Origin of the sequence: Cohnella sp. GbtcB17, assembly GCF_019091135.1 — a bacterium.
GTDB lineage: Bacteria > Bacillota > Bacilli > Paenibacillales > Paenibacillaceae > Cohnella.
The window spans coordinates 56,308-75,364 of sequence record NZ_JAGXJW010000003.1; the positions used below are offsets into that span (position 1 = coordinate 56,308).

The window sequence follows — 19,057 nt, forward strand, 5'->3', positions numbered from 1 at the left end:
AATTTAGCATAACACAGGGGCTTGAACTTTTGAACGACGATTCAATCATGCCGTTAAAAAAAGAAGCTCCCCTCCCGGCCTCTGCCGGAATGGGAGCTTCTTCATGCATTACCGTTTTCTGCACGATTCGCGCTCGATCAGCTCCGTCTTCAGGCTGATGTTGACCTCCGATATCGTCTTGTTCGCGATGAGCTCGGTCAGCATCTTGACGATCAGGCCGCTAATATCGTAGCGGAAGCGCCTTACCGTCGTAAGCGGCGGGATCGTATACTCGGACAGCTTCAGATCGTCGAACCCGATCAGCGAGATATGTTCGGGAATGTTCAGCTTCAATTCGGAGAGCGCCTTCATGGCGCCGAAGGCCATCATGTCGTTAAAGGCGAACAGCGCGGTAATCCCGCCGTCCTGTTCGATCAGCCGCTTGGCCGCCCGATAGCCGTGCGACGGATCGAACGCGCCCGCCAGGACGCGGTCCTCGCACCAGGCAAGCCCGAGGTCGCGAAAAGCGTCCTTGCAGCCGTCCAGCCGGTTTTGACTGACCAGATGGTCTTCCGGACCTGCGATCAAGCCGATCGAGCGGTGGCCCAGACGGTGCAAATATTGGATGACTTCGTATGCGCCTTTCCGGTTGTCGTAATCGACGAAGTTCTGAACGCGGTCGTATCTTCTGCCGTTCGTCACCAAATACGGAATCCCCTGCTCGATCAGATCGTCCAGCAGCCGGTCCTCGACGAACGGATCGAATACGATCGCAGCGTCGACCTTGTTGTCCAGCAGCGTTCGGTAAGCGGAGCCGGAGGTCCGGTAGTCGCGGGAATGGGTCGCCATCAGGAACCGATGCCCGTTCGCTTCGAATTCTTCTTTTAAATGGCTTAAATCCGCCGAGGAAGCCGGGTCGTTGTCGACAAAGTCGTGGACCTCCGGCACGAATACCGCAATGGTGTACGCGAGTCCGCCAACCTTGGACAGCGTGACGCCCGGCTTCAAATATTCCTTGGCGATCTCCATCACCTTGCGCCGGGTATCGTCGCTGAAGTTGCCCTGATTGTTGATGATACGGGATACGGTGCTGATCGAGACATTCGCCCTTGCCGCGATTTCCTTTAGCTTCAAGCTCGTGACTCCCTTTCTGCGCAAACCGCCTCGCCCTCATTCTAAAATTTGCGCAAAAAAGAGTCAAATCAATGTTGCATGGTCCATCTTTGTTTGTCGTTCGTCCTGTCAAAGTCGGTTAAGACCAAGCCGGTCCCGGACTCCGACTCGGACACCGCGAGCGCCTTGCCGTTATGCGCAGACAAAATGCCGACACTGCCGTCCTCCAGCTTTTGCAGCAGCCACCGCTGATTGTCGAATCCCAGGTAGCTGTACAGCTGGACGCGATTCATCCCCGTGTCCAGGTCAAGCGCTTTGCCTTCCTGCGTACGGATGGAATAGGAGCCCCGCTCGTCGCCTGTCGGCACGAGTGTCCATACCTGCGCGGCCTGCCCGGGCATGCCGTCCGTCACGGTTACCGGCTCGCCGTTCTGAGACTTGGCGGCGTACAGATAACCGCCGGCCCCCATATTCGTGAAGCTTGCCCGCTGCAGCCGGGCCGGCTGCAGCCCGCTTGCCTTCACGTTCTGGAAATACGCCTGGCCCCCGAACACGTTTACGCCGAAGCGACCTTCTGCGAACGTACCGTCGGACACGTCGACGATCGGCTTCCCGTCAACGGCGATGCGGATATGCGGACCGCTTGCTTCGATTCGGACATGGTACGTTCTCTCCGGCTCGACGAACGCCGGCACCTTGGCGAGCACCTGACGGTCCGCAAACCCGCCGTCCACCTTATAGAACAGGCGGAACGCCTTCATGCTGCGGTCCAGGTTAAAATAGTAGCCGCTTCGGCCGTCCTCGCTGGCGCGGAACAGCAGCGACCCGGCGCCGCCGGATTCGGCCAGCCGCATATCCGCTTCATAGACGAAGTCGCCCGCCGTCTCCTGCGCTACGTAGTTGGCGTCGCCGTCCGCATAGCTGCCGCGCACCCCTTGTTCCGTCGCCACCCAAGCTGCAGCGGACAGATCGGCCTTCCAGCCGGTCAGGTTCGTTTCGAATACGCCTCCGAAAACCTGTACGGGCACGCTTTTTTTCACTTTGCCGTTTTTCGACGATACAGTGATGACCGCGGTCCCTTTGCCGGCGGCCCGAATGACGGCCTTTGCGTTGTCCGCGTACTCGACGCTTGCGACAGCCGGATCGCTCGTGGTCCACTTGATCGGCTCCACGCCTTTTCCTTCGCTCTTTTCCACGGCGGCGTACAAAGTTTTGGCATCGCCGAGATGGATCTCGCGCGGACGCGTATCCATCATGATCCTGACCGAGTCCTGCTTGGCCCAAAGACTCTTCATCGCATAGACTTTGAGAGACACCACCTTGACGCTGCCGCCTTCGGTGTAGAAGGCCATGCCCCGACTCGCCGGATCCGGGAAAATCGCGTCGGTAATCGTCGCCTGACCGCCGCCCCCGAACAGTTCGACCGAAGATTCGTCGACTAATGTTCTCAGCGTCACCCGATTTCCTTCTATAGAAAGGGGCGCCGTATGCAGCGTCGAGAACTGCGGAGAGAAGTCGGTCACGCCCGATGCAGAACGGTCGACGAACATGGCCTTGTCCGCCGGCCGATAACCGACTTTTGTCATCTCGTCCGCCCCTTTCCGAAGCTGAAAGCCGAATTCACGTACGCCGCTCCCTTTCGGAATTTCAATGACCGCCTCGATTTCGTAGGCGCCGGCAGTCAGACCCTTCAGCAGGTTGTTCCGGTTCGGCTTCACGTCTTTGTTCTCCGCGGCGTAGATTTCGGTCCGCAGGGCGTTCAGCTCCGCAATCGGTGTCTGCTTCAGGCGGATTCCTTCATTCGTACTCGTGAGGGACAGCTCCCTGGGCAGGCTCAATACGCCCTTCCAGCCCTGCGTCGGGAAGGCGAACGGATAATCCCAGTTCGTCATCCACGCCATGACGATTCGGCGGCCGTCCGGTGTGTCCGCGAAGGACGACGACGCGTAGAACTCTTTGCCGTAATCGGTTCTCAGCACGGTACCGACAGGATTGTCGTTGACAAATTTGCCTTCCGGAGTCAATTGGCCGACGAAGTACTCGGCGTCCGAGCCTTGCGTATTCGGATTCGCGCCCGTGCTGATCATCAGCACCCACTTCTTGGCGCCCGTGCCGTCCACCGGCAGCTCGAACAAATCCGGGCATTCCCAGACGCCGCCGCGAACGTAAGCGCCGTAGCCGAAGTTGTCCGTCAGCGTCCAGTCGATCAGATTGGTCGACGTGAAGAACCGGATATGATCGCCCCCGCTGACGACCATCACCCAGCGCCCGTTCGCCTCATCCCGCACCACCTTCGGATCGCGGAAGTCCCAGCCTCCCGGGTCGTCGCCTTGTTTACCCGGATTTTCGATGACGATCGGATGTTCCTGCGAATAGGTCCAGGTGCGGCCGCTATCCTTGCTGTAAGCCATCCCGATGCGCTGGTTGCCGTTCTGCCGGTCCGGATTAAACGACGTGTAGTAGGCGATCAACCCTTTGCCGCCCGAATCCGCGAACAGACCGGATGCGTTCGTCAGATCGGCGACGGCGGAGCCGGACCAGACATGCCCCAGGTCGTTCCACGGCAGGGCGATCGGAAGGCGCTTCCAATTCAGCAGATCGGTGCTGACCGCATGCGCCCACGTTCCGCCGTCCTGGTGGAACAGATGGTATTCGCCATCGAAATAGACCAGTCCGTTCGGATCGCTGGCCGAACCCCGCGCAGGCGAGTAATGATAAGCCGGCCGATACTTTTCCGTATAGTAGTCGGCGGCGGCGGTCGCGTATACGTTCTGGAAATAGGCGCTGCCCGCCGATACGGACAATCCCGCGCAACCGCTCGTATAGCGGCTGTCGGTCACCTCGATCGCCGGCGCGGCATATCCATCGATATACACCTGAATCCGGCTGCCGACCGCACTGATCTCGACATGATGCCTGGCAGACACCTCGGTCGAATAGACCCTGCCCGATTCCGCAAGGACCGTGCCGTCCGCTCCGCGCAGCTGCGCGCGCACTTGATTGCCTTCCTTCCGCAGGGACACCGCATAGCCCGAAGCACCTGCCGCATCGGTGCGGAACCATATCGCGCCTTCCGAAGGCGCCGATCCGAGCGCGATATCGCCCTCCAATACGAGATCGTCATATCCCGTATTAAAGATTTGAACCGCGGCCCCCGTGCCCTTCAAGCCCCTGAGATCGGGCTGCCAGCTTCCCGTACGGTACGCCGGTTCGCCGAGATTGCCGGACAGCCCGCTCACGCGTATGTTCTGGAACACCGCGGAGCCATCCCAGACGTGCAGACCGAAGTAGCCGGACCGATGCGCATCGTCCGACACGTCGATAAGCGGATCGTAACGGTCGTCCCAGTACACCTTGAGCCGGGTCCCGTCCGCCTTCACTTTCAGATGATAAATGCCGCCCGCCTGGACAGCGATCGGACGCTCCTCGAGCAGCGTGCCGCCAGCTCCTGCATCCTTCAGACGCAGCAGTCCCGCCTGCGGTACGATCTGCAGCATATACGACGACCAGCCGTCCGCGCTTGACCGGAACACCAGGGAGGCGTCCGCCTTCGCATCGGCGATCATGACGTCGGCCTCGTACACAAAATCCTCCGCCTCGGTCGACGAGACGGCGATCGCATTGTCCGACGGATCGGAGGCGAGCCGCAGCCCCTGGTCCGTGTCCTCAAGCGTGCCTTTCCCGGTTACGGTCCATGCTGTGAGGTCGCTCACCGCTTGCGTCACGCGAATCGCTTGCACGGCCGCTTCCGCTTCTTGCTTGTCCGAGAACGCCGCCGTCCCGAACGGGAGCGACACGAGAAGCAGCGTAATGCCGGCGCCGAGTGGAAGCCATCGTTTCGATTTCATCGTCACATGCCCCATTTCTGATCCGAATAATAGCGGAAGTGCGGGCGCTCTGCCGCAGGGCAGCGCCCCCGCTTCCCCCTTGCCGCGAGATCAAGCCGGCGTTTCCGCCGCGCCGCGTGCCTGCAGCGCATCCAGTCCCAGCGCCAACGCCCCGTACAGTCCGGCTTGCGTACCCAAACCGGGCGGCACGATGTAGTCGTCGATCCGCTCCAGGAGCTCGCCCGCGCTGACGTAGCCGTTCAAATTCCGCTTGACGGCCGCCCTCACCAGCGCGAACAGCTGGCTCTGCTGCATGACGCCCCCGCCGAGTATGACCTTCTCCGGCGAATTCAGCAGCACGGCTCCCGTAATGGATTGCGCGATATAGAAGGCCTCGATCTCCCATGCCCGGTGATTCGCCGGAAGCTCATGTCCTTTGACTCGCCAGCGCGCTTCAAGTGCCGGACCGGCCGCCATGCCTTCAAGGCAATCGCCGTGAAAAGGGCACAGACCTGCGAACGCGTCGTCCGGATGCCGCCTGACCGGCGTATGGCCCCCTTCCGGATGGACCAGTCCGTGCACGAGTCTGCCCTCGGTGTAGACGCCGATGCCGACGCCTGTTCCGATCGTATAATAGAGGCAGCTGTCAAGACCGCGCGCCGCCCCCCAGCGGACCTCGCCGAGCGCAGCCGCGTTCACGTCCGTGTCCCATCCGTACGGCACGTCAAAGAGCTCCCGCAGCGTCCCGAGAAAATCACAGTTGGCCCAGCCGGGCTTCGGCGTCGTCGTCACATGGCCATACGCCGGACTGCCGGGTCGAAGATCGATCGGACCGAAGGACCCGATGCCGATCGCTTCCACTTCTTTACCGCGAAAAAAAGCGATCGCCTTGCCGAGCGTCTCGTCGGGAGACGTCGTGGGAAAGCTGACGCTTTCCCGGATCTCCCCTTTCTCATCGCCGATGCCGCAGACGAACTTCGTCCCTCCTGCCTCGATCGCGCCGATGCACGTCATGCCGGTTCAGTCCTCCTTCGCCTCGGGCGTCAACGCGTAAATCGTGAGCGACCGCACAACGGCATTCGCATCGTCCGGCCCCGCCAATAGCTCCAATCCCTTCGCCTCCGGATCCGGGAAGATTAGCTCCGTCATGACGGTCTCCCCATCCGCAGCGAACACCTCGACGGAGCAGCGATCCACGAGGAGACGAAGCTCCATCGCCTTTCCTTCCGCCCTCGCCAGCCCGGCCGTATGCCGGCCCGCAAAATCGGCATGGAAATCGGTTCGGCCCGATCGGGTACGGTCTACGTAGAGCGCCTCTGCGACCGGGTCGTAACCGACCTCCGTTGCCTGCCGCCCATCCGCCGACGCGCGCACCTTAAAGCCGAACGGCTGCACGAAGCCCGGTTCGAACTCGGCAACCAGCTCATACGCGTCAAGCTGAATGCCCGACAGGAGCTGCGGCACGTCCGCCGCGCGGATATCCTTCGCCGACAGCACGCACGCTCCCGTTCGCTCGGCCTCGATCGCCGGCCGCTGGATGAGCGCAAGCTCGCCGCCCCGCGTCTCCAAGGTCAGCTCGCGCGGAATCGTCATCGCGCTTCGCCAGCCTTCCGTCGGCGTCTGGTTCGCATACCGCCAGTTGCTCATCCATCCGATATAGATGCGCCTGCCGTCGTCCGCCGGAATGTCCGACCAGCTGACGCCCGCATAGTTGTCCCGGCCGCGATCCAGCCAGCGGACCGTGCGCGACGCTTCGTCGGCCGTGAACGTCCGTCCGTCGAACGAGCCGGTGAAGTATTGCGTCCGGGAGCCTTCGGCCGAGCCCGGCGCATCGCCGATGCTGACCAGCATGACCCATAGCTGCCGCGCCGGATCGCCCTCGACCGCCAGCGGGAACAGGCCCGGGCATTCCCAGACGCCGTCGTGGCTGCCGATCCCGTCGCCGAACTCGCTCGCGAACGTCCAAGTCAACAGATCCGGAGACGTATACAGGTGAACCGTCTGACCGCATGCCAGAATCATCACCCAAAGTCCCGTCTCCGCATGGCGGAACACCTTCGGATCGCGGAAGTCGACGCAGGTCTCATGCGTCAGCACAGGATTGCCGGCGTACTTGGTCCACGTCTGTCCTGCATCCTTGCTGTAGGCCAGACTCTGACTCTGCCGCGTCAAGCCGGACGCCGGGTCTTCCTGATGGTGGGTGAAGATCGCGACGAGTCCCGGCTTGCCGCCGAAGAAGCCGGACGTATCCTCCCGGTCCACCACCGCGCTCCCGGAGAAAATGGTGCCGAGCTCGTCCGGAAACAACGCGATGGGCCGATGCGTCCAGGCGATCAAATCCGTGCTGACGGCATGCCCCCAGTGCATGGGCCCCCATGTCGTGCCGTGCGGGTTGTGCTGATAAAACAGGTGATATTCTCCGTCCCAGTACACCATCCCGTTCGGATCGTTCATCCAGTGCGACGGCGGAGAGAAGTGATAGACCGGTCGGTGCGGCTGAGAAATGGCAATCGTCATGTCGAAAAGCTCCTTCGTTTCTTATTTCTCCACGTTCCGGTCATAGCCGGCCTGCTTGATTTGCAGCCATTCCTGAAGGCCGAGACGATCCAATTCCTTGAGATAGCCGTCCCATTCCTTGTCGACCTTGCCGCTTTGCATCCACTCCGTCCGCTTCTGCAGCACATACGGCATCATGTCGGCCTCGATCGCGGAGAGACGGTCCAGCTCATCCGCCGAGAAAAATACGCGCGGATAAATCTGCTGCGCCTTCATGTCCGGCACATAAACCTTCTTCAGGATGTCGAGCCGCCATGCCGCATCGTCCGGCTTCGTCGTGTATTTGCCGTAGTAGCCGTCCAGAATCGCAAGCGGTCCGCCGACGCTCGTCTTGGCGCGCAGCTCGCCCGGCGCGGTGCCGTCCAGCGGCAGATGCTTCAGCTTGTTAGCCGCTTCGTCGAACTCGAAAATATTTTGCTGCTTGTCGTCTCCGTACGTCCCCCAGTTGTTTTGAACGGATTGAATCGGATCGTACAGCTGGTCCATCCACTTCGTCGTCGCTTCCAGGTTTTTGTTCGCCTTCGTGACGACCATCCGGCCGCGGTCGAAGCCCATGCCGTTCGTTCTGGCGACGTTTTTCTGTCCGTTCGGGCCTGCGAGCGCGGGCATCGGCTCGTACGCGCTGTCCGCGCCGGTCACGTTCGCTTTGTCCCATGTGAAGTACAGGCCGTACAGCTGCTCCTTGCCTTTGGCGATGTACGTATTCCAGTCCTGCGTCACGTATTCGTTGTCGATGAGTCCCTCTTTATACAGCTCGTTGAAGTACTTCATGCCGGCCTTGTAGCCCTCGGTATTCGCCGCGAACACGACTTTGCCGTCGTCCGTGACCAGCGTCTCGTCCCAGTTGAAGCCTTCGCCGAAGGAGCCGAGCAGGAAGCTGATGTCTTCGTTGCCGCCGTCGTCGTTGATGAACGACACCGGGATTTCGTCGGCCTTGCCGTTTCCGTTCGGATCCTGCGTCTTGAAAGCGATCAGCACCTTTTTCAATTCTTCGGTCGTCGTCGGCATCTGAAGTCCGAGCTTGTCGAGCCAGCCCTTGTTGATCCACGGAATATCGTTGACGGAGTGAATGCTCTCCTTGCCGGAGCCGAGCTCCTCGATCCACGGCAGCGAGTAGATATGGCCGTCCGGAGCGGTCATCATGGCCTTGTACTGCGGCGCCGCCTCCAGCACCTTGTTCAGGTTCGGCATGTTCTTGATGATGTCGTCAAGCGGGATGATTGTGCCGTCCTTAGCCAGCTTCAGCAGATCGTAATCGCCGAGGCCGGCGTCGAAGATGGCGTCGGGCAGATCGCCGGTCGCCAGTGCGAGATTTCTTTTCTCGGCAAATACGTCGTTCGTATAGTTGGTCCAATTGATATGAATGCCTGTTTTCTCTTCCATCCGTTTGAAAATGAGCTTCTCGTTCGGATCGGCCGGCGCAAGCGGCGAACTCTGCGTCATGAACTTCAACGTCACCTTCGATGCGGCCGTCCCGGACGCTGCGTCGGAGCCGCTCGCGTCGCTGCCGGACCCCGCGTTCCCGCCATTGCCGTTGCTGCAGCCGGCGACGAGCAATGCCGCCAGGGACAGGCTCAGCGCCGTTATTTTCACATGCTTCAACTTGAAACCCTCCTCTAAATGGATGAATCCTCTATGTCGAGACGGCCCTATTTAAGGGAACCGACCATGACACCTTTCTCGAAGTACTTCTGGAAGAAGGGGTACATCACCAGAAGCGGCAAGCTGGAGATCACGATCGACGCATATTTGATAATCTCGGACAGCCGCTTGAGCTCCGCCTGGGCCAGCCGGTCGCCGATCATTTCCGGGCTCACCTGGTTCTGGATCAGGATGGAGCGCAGCACGAGCTGCAGCGGATACAGCCTGGAATTTTCCAGATAGATCATCGCGTCGAAAAACGAGTTCCACTGCCCGACGAACGCATACAAGGCGAGCACGAACATGATCGGCTTCGACAGCGCGAGCACGATGCTGAAGAAGGTTCGCGCCTCGGAAGCGCCGTCTACCTTGGCGGCTTCGCTCAGCTCCTTGGGAATGCCCTTGAAAAACGTCCGCGCCAGGAAAATATTCCATACGTTCACGGCGCCGGGGATGATGACCGCCCATACGGTATCGAGCAGCCCAAGCTGCTTGACCACGAGAAACGTCGGAACCAGACCGCCGCCGAAAAACATCGTGACGATAAACAGGATCATGAAAAACCGGCGGCCGACGAAGCCGTCGATCGCCAGCGGGAAGCCGGCGAACATGGAGACGACGACGGTGACGAGCGCGAACATGGCGGAGTAGAACAGCGAATTCAGGAAGCCGTTGAGCATCGACTTGCTGGACAAAATCTTCTCGTAGCCTTCGATGCTATAATCCGCCGGATTGAGCGACAGGCCTTTGTTGAGCAAGGCCGTCGGCTCCATGAAAGAGGCGATAACGACATAAACGAGAGGCACGACGATAAGCAGGACGGCCAGCGTAAGCAGCATGTAAACGAAGCCAAGTATGAACCGGTCGAACCGGCTGTGCTTGAATGTCATGATCGATAGCTCCTTCCGGTTAGTACAGGCCTTCGCCTTCGTTCAGCCGCTTGACGACGGTATTCACGAAGACGAGCAGGATCACGTTAATCGCCGAATTGAACAACCCGATGGCGGTGGAATACGAGTAATCGCCCGCTTTAAGACCGATCTTGTAAACGTAGGTAGGCAAAATTTCCGAGGTCGGCAGGTTCAGCGCCGTCTGCATCAGGAACGCCTTCTCGAAGCCGATCGCCATGATGCCGCCCGCCGACAGGATGAAGACGACGGCCATGACCGGCCGGATCGTCGGCAGGTCGATATGACGGATTCGCTGCAGCAGGCTCGCCCCGTCAAGCGTCGCGGCGTTGTGCAGCTCGGGATCGACGCCCGCCAGCGCGGCGACGTAAATGATCGATGCCCAGCCGGCTCCCTGCCAGATGCCCGACAAAATATAGATGGAGCGGAAGTACTCGGGCTCGGCCATGAACTGGATCGGATGGCCGCTCAGCGCGATGATCAGCTTGTTGATCGGTCCTGTCGGAGACAGGAAGATGAAGAGCATGCCCACGACGACGATGACCGAAATGAAATTAGGCGCGTACAGGAAAAGCTGAATGTTCTTCTTCACGCCCGCCCTCCGCAGCTGACTCAGCATGAGCGCCAAGAGGATCGGGACAGGGAAGCCGATGACGAGACCGTAGACGCTGAGCTTCAGCGTGTTCATAAAAATCAGTTCGAAGTTGGGCGCGTTCAGCAGCTTGTCGAAATATTTGAGCCCTACCCACTCGCTGCCCAGAATCCCCTTGCTGTAGCTGAAATCCTTGAAAGCGATGACGATGCCGTACATCGGCACGTACTTGAAAAGAATCGTAAGGATGAGCGCGGGCGCCATAAGCCAGTAAAGAAAATGGTTTCGCCTGATATAATCGAAAATGTTTTTCAATGTGCCCGATCTCCTTGCCGTCCGTTGTTCTCTGCGGATGATGGTTTGTTCCATTTGCCGCCCCCTCCTGTTTCGCGACTTTATTTGTGCAAATGCACTCAACTGAAAAGGCTTACACTAGAACGCTTGTTACATTCACACAAGAAATTTAGCAAATAGAAACGAAAGTGTCAATGCCATTTGTAAAATTAATTTTTACGTTTAATAAATATTAGATTGTGCAAATGTAAAATAAACTCGCAATCAAAACAGGGCAAGTCCTATAATAAGAATGACGATGTTACATTCGACAATTTTCGATCTTATTCGCAGCATTTCGCGCGATTTGCAAAATTCCACTTTTGTAAACCAGAAGATGAATAATGAAAATGGGAAGATGAATTGTTCATTTGTAAATACGATGTTGACATTTCCACCGCGATAAAGTACGTTTTATTTATCTGACAGGGTGAACTATGGATAAAGGGTGTGCCGCGCATACATGGCTAAAGATAAAGTCACGATTCAGGATATTGCGGATGCGCTCGGCATCTCCCGCAACACCGCCTCCAAAGCGCTGAACGGCAACAGCAGCCTGCCGGCGGAGACGCGCAACCGGGTCATCAAAAAAGCGATCGAGCTGAAGTACAAGCAATTCGCCTTTATCGATACGGAAGCCGTGGCGTCCAAGACGACCGGCAATATCGCGCTTTTTACGTCCAATATGCCCGGCAGCTCGCACTTCGGCTCCCGACTGCTCGGCGGACTGGAGGAGAAGATCAGCTCCGAGGGGTACAATCTCTCCATCCATTTCGTCCGGGAAGCCGAGACTGCGGCCATGGAGCTGCCCGTGAATTTCGAGCCGGCCAAGGCCGACGGCATCATTTGCATCGAGATGTTCGACAAGGCTTACAGCGAGATGGTTACGGGACTCGGCATCCCCGTCATTTTTATCGATGCTTCGGCGGAGCTCGATTTTTCCGAGCTGCAGGCCGACGTCATGCTGATGGAGAACGAGCACTGCGTCGCCTCCGTCACCAAAGCGCTCGTCCGCGACGGCCATACGCGCATCGGGTTTGTCGGCGATTATATGCACTGCAAGAGCTTTAACGAGCGCTGGATCGGCTTCAACCGGGCGATGACGGAGTCGGGACTGCCGGTCGATCCGTCGATATGCATCGTGGACGACGATCGGTTTTTCTTTCACTCCGAGCCGGGGTGGCTGGAAGCGCAATGGAGCCGCATGGAGCCGCCGCCCACCGCCTTCGTATGCGCCAACGATTTCATTGCCGTCGCGCTCATGCGGGCTTTGAAAAATCGCGACGTACGGATTCCGGAGGAGCTCGCCGTCGTCGGCTTCGACGATGCGCCTGAAGCTCAGATCGTCGATCCTCAGCTTACGACCATCCACATATTCAGCCATGACATGGGTTATCTGACGGCCGAGCTGCTGCTCGCCCGCATCAAACATCCGTCCAGGCCGTTCCAGATCGTTCATGTGAAAACCGAGCCGGTTTATCGGGCTTCGAGCCGAACATCCGCGGGCGGTTAAGAACAGCTCAACGTAAAAAGGCAGCCGTCGTTTGAACGGCTGCCTTCGTATTTTCATTTACAACGCGCATCGACTTTACTCCGTCAGTTCATAAACCGGATGAGCTGCAAGAAGCGCCGGATCATGACGACAGCTTCGGCGCGGCCGGCCTCGGCGTCGGGATCGAGTTCCGTCTCGGATTTTCCCCGGATGACCCCGGCATCCAGCATTTGAGCGACCGCAGGTCGGGCCCATGCGTCGACGAATTCGCCATCCGAATAGGGCGCGAGAATGGTGTCGTTCGCTTCCTTCACATCGGCGGAGGATCCCGCATATGCCAATGCCCTGGACAGCATGACCGCCATTTGCTCGCGGGTGATCCGGTCGTCCGGCTTGAACGATCCGTCCTGATAGCCTTCGACGAGGCCCGCGTGCGCCACTTGTTCGACCGCGTCGCTGTACCAGTCCGCTGCGACGACGTCGCTAAACGAAGCCGACGCATTCGGGGCGCTTAATCCGAGCGAGCGAACGAGCAGGGCCGCGAATTCAGCGCGCGTGATCGGACTGCTCGGCGAAAAGCGGCTTGGCGCGACGCCGTTCACGATCCGCTTCGAAGCCAGCGATTCGATGTCCGCCTTGGCCCAGTGACCGATCAGATCGGCGAACGTCTTGCTGCCGATCGCCACCGCGTAGATGCTGTTCCCGTTCCGTTTGATCACGGCTTCCGTACGGTCGCCGCTTGCCTGGAAGACGGCCGGTACGAAACGGAAGGTGCCCGCAGCCGGGTCGTACAGCAACGCAGTCGTTTTCGATGGGTCCACCGCTTCGGACAGGATCATCGTTCGCTCGACATACGTGCTGCCGAAATCGGCGACCTCGACGGATTTTCCGTTTGCTTCCGCATAGATGTCGTATGCCAGCGAAGAGGCCAGCAAAGTCAGGCCAGCCTTGGCGGCCTGTTCGGACAGCTGCGCTGCCGCCGCGCCTGCCACTTTGTTGATTTCGATTCGAATGGTCATTCCTTCGGGACCCGCGCCAAGTTTTTTGGCCGTGGCCGCCAGGTCCAGGATGCGTACGGGTACCTTGTAGGTGCCGATATCGGTTTTCACAAGGATAAACGCGCCAGGCAGATGGCTCGCGACATCGATCAGCGCCGATGACGGAACGTTGACCTTCACGCTGCCGCCGTCGTTTTTCACGTCGATCGTGATCGTATTGAAGGTTGTCGACGCTTGCTTCCTGAGCGCGTCGAAGGCCTCTTTCAGCCGCTTCGCATCGATCGTTGCCGTCGTCTCGGCGACGCCGTCCGCATTTTTGGTCTGCGTTGTCTTCACGGCGTCCTGCCCCAGCTTGACGCCATCCTTCGTCTGCTCCGGCGCGGGAGTCGCAGGCGTCACGTTTGTACCGCCGGAGGGCGGGTTGGTCTCCGGTTCGGACTCGGAAGACACCGTCACCCGGAATTGCTTCGCGAAGCCGCCGTCCGAAGTTTTGGCCGTGATCACGGTCTGGCCGACGCCGACACCTTTAACCAGGCCTGCCGCAGAAACGTAGGCAACCGCCGGGTCCGCCGAAGACCACACGACTCTTGTGTTGCTTGCCGCTGCCGGCGCTGCGGCGACGCTGATCTGCACGCTTTTGCCCGGCGCCAAACGCAGCTGCTCCGCGGTATCCGAGGTGATGCCGGTCACTCTAGCCGGCGCCTCGGCCGCGCTACCGGACACGACGACGCTGCCGAGATTCAGCCAACCGCCTTCATTCTGCTCGGCGTTCGCGAAGCGGAACGGCTTCGCGTCCGCATTGATTTGCTCGAGCGGGTTCACGTAACGCATCAGAATTTGATAGCTTCCGTTGCCCAGCGCCGGATTGCTCGTAGACGCGAACAGCTTGTTGCCGTCGAAGCCGTTCGTATTCGGCAGGATGTCCTTCAGATCCCAGCCCGGCTCCCAGATTTTCACGATGCCGGTGTCCGTTTGCGCGGCGAGTTCGACCTTCCAGTTATAGTAGAAAGGAGCCACGCCTTTGTTTTCGACTTCTACGCCAACTTTCAGATTGCCGCCCGTCGCATCCAGATAAGCCGTCGGCACATCATATTCGTAGCCCATTTTGCGCGAGCCCTCCGTCGCTCTTGCCAGCGGCTCCTGGCCGAGCGGCGTCTGGAAGATGCCCTGCGCGATCAGCCAGGAAGCGTGAGTCAGATTGAGGCTGGTGTAGTAGTCCTCGCCCTGTGCGCCCTCGATCGGCGTCGCCGGTTCGTTGTACCGCGGCGGATCGTTGTTCCACATCTTCACCTGAATCTCGGGCCGCATCTCCCCGCCCATGCTGTTTGTTTTCCAGAATTCCGTGGCCGATGCATCCTTGATGCGGCCCCAGAAGTGCCAGCTTTGTCCGCCCAGGCTCGGCGGGAGCGTCTGGAACGCGAACGAATCGTCATGATAGCCGACATCGAAATTCGTCGTTTTGAGCGTGTTGTTGTCCATCGGATACCGCAGCACCAGCTTGGTGTCGTCGAACGCGTGATCCATATCGGTCAGCACCCGCTTCAGGTTGGCGTCGGTCGGCATCAGGTTAGGCGACTTTAAATTGCCGTCATACGGGTACGTATGCCACTCGCCCCAGAAGCCGATCAAGCCGATCATGATGAATCCGATCCGCGGATCGCCGTCATACCGCGCGCCAAGCGCGCCGATGAAATTGTCCAATGCGGCCATCAAGCGCTCATCGTTGTAGTCTGGCGCCAGGCTCGTGGCATCCTTTCCATTGTCGTAGCCTTCATAGGCAAACGTCTTCAGCCCTTCGTCGATCAGAAATTGCGGAATACCAGAAGGCTTGTTCGGATAGTCCAGATATACTCTGAACACGGCTTGATTGCCTCTTGCGGCTACGGCTTCCAGCCGTTTGTCCAGCTCGGTCCAATCGAAGTCGTTCAGATTGTTCATCAGTTTGCTCAGCGGCAGGTAGAAAAACTCCATGCTGTACGGCAGCTGGGTCGGACGGTCCCTCCAATCGTCGCCGGCCGTGAAGTACGCTTCCTCGGACGCATCGTAAAAAGGAAGGAAGCCCTTGAGCGGATTGTCTACGGGCGCCTGGCTGTACGTGAGCGCATGCGTCCCCGCTGCCGTCGCCCAGGCCGGCGCACTCGGATGATCCACTGGCTCCGGTCCGGAAGGACCTCCATTGCCGCCGCCCGTTCTGCCCGCCAGCGCGTACAAGCCAAGCGCATCGATCGTGAGGACATTGTCCGATTGATTGGCCGGGCCGAAGCCAAACTGAATTTGAAGCACCTTGCTTCGGTCGAATGCGGCGTCGCAAGCGCCGCAGCCCTGCCAGGACGATTGGGAAAAGGCGCCCCAAGGAATGCGGACCATGCCTTTGTAACCAGCGGCGATCGACAGCGATCCGCCCCCGAGGGTGGTCGTCTTCCAACCGTCCACAGCGTTATAGAACTTGACTGCGCCGCCGGCTTTTAAGGAAAACTCGCCTTTCGACGCGTCGGTGACCAGCGCGACGTTGAGGTCCATGCTCTTGCCGCTCGGCGACGCATTGTTCACCCAGAAGGTCAGTCCGTCGTAGTCGGTCCAGTCCGTATCCGTTCCGGTAAACGCCGCGCGCTTGATATTGACCCAATTGGACGCAGGCTTGCCGGACGGTGGGACAACGGACAACTTCATCGCCTGCGTGCCGTCTGCGACGTTGGTCTTGTCGATCGTCCGAAGCGCGGACGGATTCCCGTCCTCCCAATCGATTTTCCAGACGTTCTGCAGCGCGGCATCGTCCGCATACGTATCGAAGCTGTCCAGGACGCGGTCTGCCCGGTAGAGCGCGATGTCATCAATCGTGATGACATTGTGGATGTAGCCCTTAGGCGGGAAGCCGAACTGGAGGCCGTCGATCTCGCTCGGATCCAGCGCGGCCGCGCATGCCGACTGATCGCCGTCGCACTGCCAGGCGGCTTGAACGAATTGATCCCAAGGGATTCGGACGACGCCGCTGAATCCCGCAGGAACGTTCAGCGAAGCGCCGTTAAACGCCGCCGCGCGCCAGCTTCCGTCGGCAGCGAGCGTCAGGGCCGAACCGCCGTCCTTTAACCCGAACTCTCCCTTGGTGACGGGCGTCTCGAGCGCGACGTTTAAGCTAAAATCCTTGCTGTCGCTCGTCGTGTTGTTCAACCAGAAGCTTAAGCCGTCATAGCGGGACCAATCCCGCTTGCCTTCAGGGATCGCATGGATGATATTCGCCCATTCCGAATCCGCGGTGGCGACGGACAGCCGGAGGCCCTTGCTCCCGCTCGCTTGGCTGAGCGCTCTCGTCACCGAGCCCGGCTTGTCGGACCAGGCTTCCGTCCACGCTTGCTTGACGGCTTCATCGCTGCCATAAGACTCGAAGTCTTCGATCAGCCCCGGCGAGCCGGCGCCCGGGTTCGTCGGCGTATCCGGACCATTCCCGTTGCCGCCGCCTGTCTCCGTATCCGATTCGTATTTGTCAGTGAAGTAAATTTCATCGATATAAATGGTGCCCGTCGTATTCCAGGTCGCTTGCGAGAGGGCGATGCTCCAGATCGTCTGCGACAGATCCACGCCGTTTGCCGGCAGATCGATGACGAGATCCTTAAAGCTTGTCGTAAGGGTGTCGCCGCTAAATTGACCGAGCGTTTTGGTGACGCCGCCGATCGTGATGTTAATCTGGCTTTCTTCGCCGCCGACGGCGCCTTTCGCCCGAATGACGAGCTTGCTCGTAGCGGTTAGATTGCGGCCGATATTGGTCTCGAGCCGGGACATGTTCTGATATTGAAGGATGAGCGCGCCGTCTTCAACGACGCCCGCTCCGTTCCCGTTCGCAAAGTTGCTGGAGCCGGTCCATTGATTCAGATCGTTCTGCGTACTGCCCGACCAGGCCGGCGTCCCGTCGTAATTATCGACGAGCAGCTTCGTCGGCGGCGGCGGTGGCGTTGTAGGCGGAGGCGTGCATGGCGACGCGCAGTCCCCCATCAGCAACGTACCGAGATTCAGCCAGCCCTCCTTGTCCTGATCCGCATTCGCAAATCCCACCCTTTTCGCTTTGCTGCTGATCGCCTCGAGCGGATTGACGACTTTCATGACCAGGTAGTAATAACCGTCGCTTAAGGCCGGATCGGCGATGGTCGTATCGAAATAATACGGCTCGCCGAACGGCACATACTTCGGATTCCCTGGTACGTTCCACTCCGGGTACGTGCGGATTTGCGCAGGCTGCACCTTCGTGATGTCCCATGTCGTGTCCCATTGCTTGACCAGCTTGCCGGACGCGTTTTTGACGCCCAGCTGCACCTTCCAGGGATAAGAGAACGGCGCAACGCCGTTATTCTGAATGGTTACGCCCACTTTGAGCGGATCGCCCTGGGCCACATTGTTGTAATAAGCGCTTTTTACGTTCAGATCGTAGCCCATCTTGCGGATGCCCGCGGCTACCGCGGCATCGTTCGCGCTGTAGCTGCCGACGCCTTTATGGTTGATCATCCACGTCGCATGCGTGAGCTCGATATCGTCGATCGCGTCGTCGACATCGGCGCCGCCGCTGAAGAAGCGCTCCTGAATCTCGGGACGGACCTCGCCGCCGATCGATTCCGTGATCCATTTGTTCTCCGAGCCGGCATCCAGCATCTGCGTCATGAACGAATAATAGGCGCCGCCCATGCTCTCCGGTTGGGTCACGCTCTGCAGCGGATCCCCTTCCTTGAAGCCGAACGAGTCGTCATGATAGCCGAAGTTATAATCGCCCGCGTTGGGCAAGCCTGGATTGCGGACCTCTAATTTAGTGTGATTAAAGGCCGTGTCGTAGGCGTTAAAAATGGCGTTGATCGTCGTGGCGTTCGGCATGTGGTCCGGATAGCTGTCGCTGCTCGTATCCGTGTCGTACGGCCAAGTATGCCACTCGCCCCACAGGCCGACGAGGCCCATATGGATAAAGCCGATGCGCGGATCGCCGTCGTATTTGGCGCCGAACGCTTGAATGAAGTTGGTCAAATAAGTGACCATGCGCGGATCGTCGTAATCCGGTTCGTCCTGGTTAAAAGCGTCGTTGTGACGAATCGCGATGCCGTCGTCATGCATGAACTGCGGGATCGCGTCTGCCTCTCCGGGGTACTCCAGATAGACGCGAAGCACCGCCTGATTGCCGCGTGCGGCAATCGCATTCAGCTGCGGCTCGATGCCCGAGTCGAACGTGAACGAATTCGGGCCGTTCATGACCGCCTTGAGCGGTACATAGAACCACTCCAGGCTGTGGGGGAGCGAAGCCTCGTTGTCCCACGGATAAAACGGGGCGAAGCCCTTCAGCGGATTGTCCAGCGGACTGGGTGCGGCGGTCAGATCGTGCTTGGCCAGCGCGGAGTCTACCACGGGGCTCGGATAAGGATTGACCGGCACGCGTTGCGCTGGGTCCGGGCCTTCGGCATTGGCTCTGCCAGGCGCCGCCGTATTTGCCATAACGGTGCTCAGAAGCATACACATCGCGAGAAATACGCTGAGTGACGATTTTCGAATCTGACGGGCCGACAATGGATGCATCGGAAACCTCCTTGATTGTTTTTACCGATGATAGCGTTCTCATAAAATCAGCTACCCTCACACTTCCGCACCGC

The 19,057-nt window shown here is 59.3% G+C and carries 9 protein-coding genes; 1 reads left to right on the plus strand and 8 read right to left on the minus strand.

Going from position 1 to position 19,057, the window contains the following annotated elements; all coding sequences use genetic code 11:
• Positions 1-108: 108 nt before the first annotated feature.
• From KVT38_RS02000 to KVT38_RS02030, 7 genes are all read right to left on the minus strand, one after another.
• Positions 109-1,113, minus strand: a complete 1,005-nt coding sequence (locus tag KVT38_RS02000) for a LacI family DNA-binding transcriptional regulator (RefSeq protein WP_217592015.1) — start codon at positions 1,111-1,113, stop codon at positions 109-111.
• A 68-nt stretch (positions 1,114-1,181) separates the two neighbouring features.
• Positions 1,182-4,940 (minus strand): GH32 C-terminal domain-containing protein, encoded by a 3,759-nt coding sequence (locus KVT38_RS02005; RefSeq protein WP_254638911.1) that lies wholly within the window; start codon positions 4,938-4,940, stop codon positions 1,182-1,184.
• Positions 4,941-5,030: 90 nt separating this feature from the next.
• Positions 5,031-5,933: an ROK family protein gene (locus tag KVT38_RS02010; protein WP_217592017.1), complete on the minus strand. Its 903-nt coding sequence runs from the start codon at positions 5,931-5,933 to the stop codon at positions 5,031-5,033.
• 6 nt (positions 5,934-5,939) lie between these two features.
• Complete coding sequence (locus KVT38_RS02015; protein ID WP_217592018.1) at positions 5,940-7,436, minus strand: glycoside hydrolase family 32 protein; 1,497 nt, start codon at positions 7,434-7,436, stop codon at positions 5,940-5,942.
• 21 nt (positions 7,437-7,457) lie between these two features.
• Entirely contained in the window at positions 7,458-9,077 is a 1,620-nt protein-coding gene (locus tag KVT38_RS02020; RefSeq protein ID WP_217592019.1) for an ABC transporter substrate-binding protein, read from the minus strand.
• A gap of 47 nt (positions 9,078-9,124) precedes the next feature.
• Positions 9,125-10,006, minus strand: a complete 882-nt coding sequence (locus KVT38_RS02025; protein ID WP_217592020.1) for a carbohydrate ABC transporter permease — start codon at positions 10,004-10,006, stop codon at positions 9,125-9,127.
• 19 nt (positions 10,007-10,025) lie between these two features.
• Positions 10,026-10,880: an ABC transporter permease gene (locus tag KVT38_RS02030; protein WP_483298153.1), complete on the minus strand. Its 855-nt coding sequence runs from the start codon at positions 10,878-10,880 to the stop codon at positions 10,026-10,028.
• 532 nt (positions 10,881-11,412) lie between these two features.
• Here KVT38_RS02030 and KVT38_RS02035 point away from each other — a divergent pair.
• Complete coding sequence (locus KVT38_RS02035; RefSeq protein WP_217592022.1) at positions 11,413-12,462, plus strand: LacI family DNA-binding transcriptional regulator; 1,050 nt, start codon at positions 11,413-11,415, stop codon at positions 12,460-12,462.
• Positions 12,463-12,545: 83 nt separating this feature from the next.
• Here the strand turns inward: KVT38_RS02035 and KVT38_RS02040 are convergent, their stop codons facing one another.
• Entirely contained in the window at positions 12,546-18,983 is a 6,438-nt protein-coding gene (locus tag KVT38_RS02040; protein WP_217592023.1) for an S-layer homology domain-containing protein, read from the minus strand.
• Between the last annotated feature and the right edge of the window lie 74 nt (positions 18,984-19,057).

Coding starts and splice junctions, on each gene's coding strand:
- KVT38_RS02005 (WP_254638911.1), bottom strand. CDS start 4,940: ATGAAATCGAAACGATGGCTTCCACTCGGCGCCGGCATTACGCTGCTT.
- KVT38_RS02010 (WP_217592017.1), bottom strand. CDS start 5,933: ATGACGTGCATCGGCGCGATCGAGGCAGGAGGGACGAAGTTCGTCTGC.
- KVT38_RS02015 (WP_217592018.1), bottom strand. CDS start 7,436: ATGACGATTGCCATTTCTCAGCCGCACCGACCGGTCTATCACTTCTCT.
- KVT38_RS02025 (WP_217592020.1), bottom strand. CDS start 10,006: ATGACATTCAAGCACAGCCGGTTCGACCGGTTCATACTTGGCTTCGTT.
- KVT38_RS02030 (WP_483298153.1), bottom strand. CDS start 10,880: ATGGCGCCCGCGCTCATCCTTACGATTCTTTTCAAGTACGTGCCGATG.
- KVT38_RS02035 (WP_217592022.1), top strand. CDS start 11,413: ATGGCTAAAGATAAAGTCACGATTCAGGATATTGCGGATGCGCTCGGC.
- KVT38_RS02040 (WP_217592023.1), bottom strand. CDS start 18,983: ATGCATCCATTGTCGGCCCGTCAGATTCGAAAATCGTCACTCAGCGTA.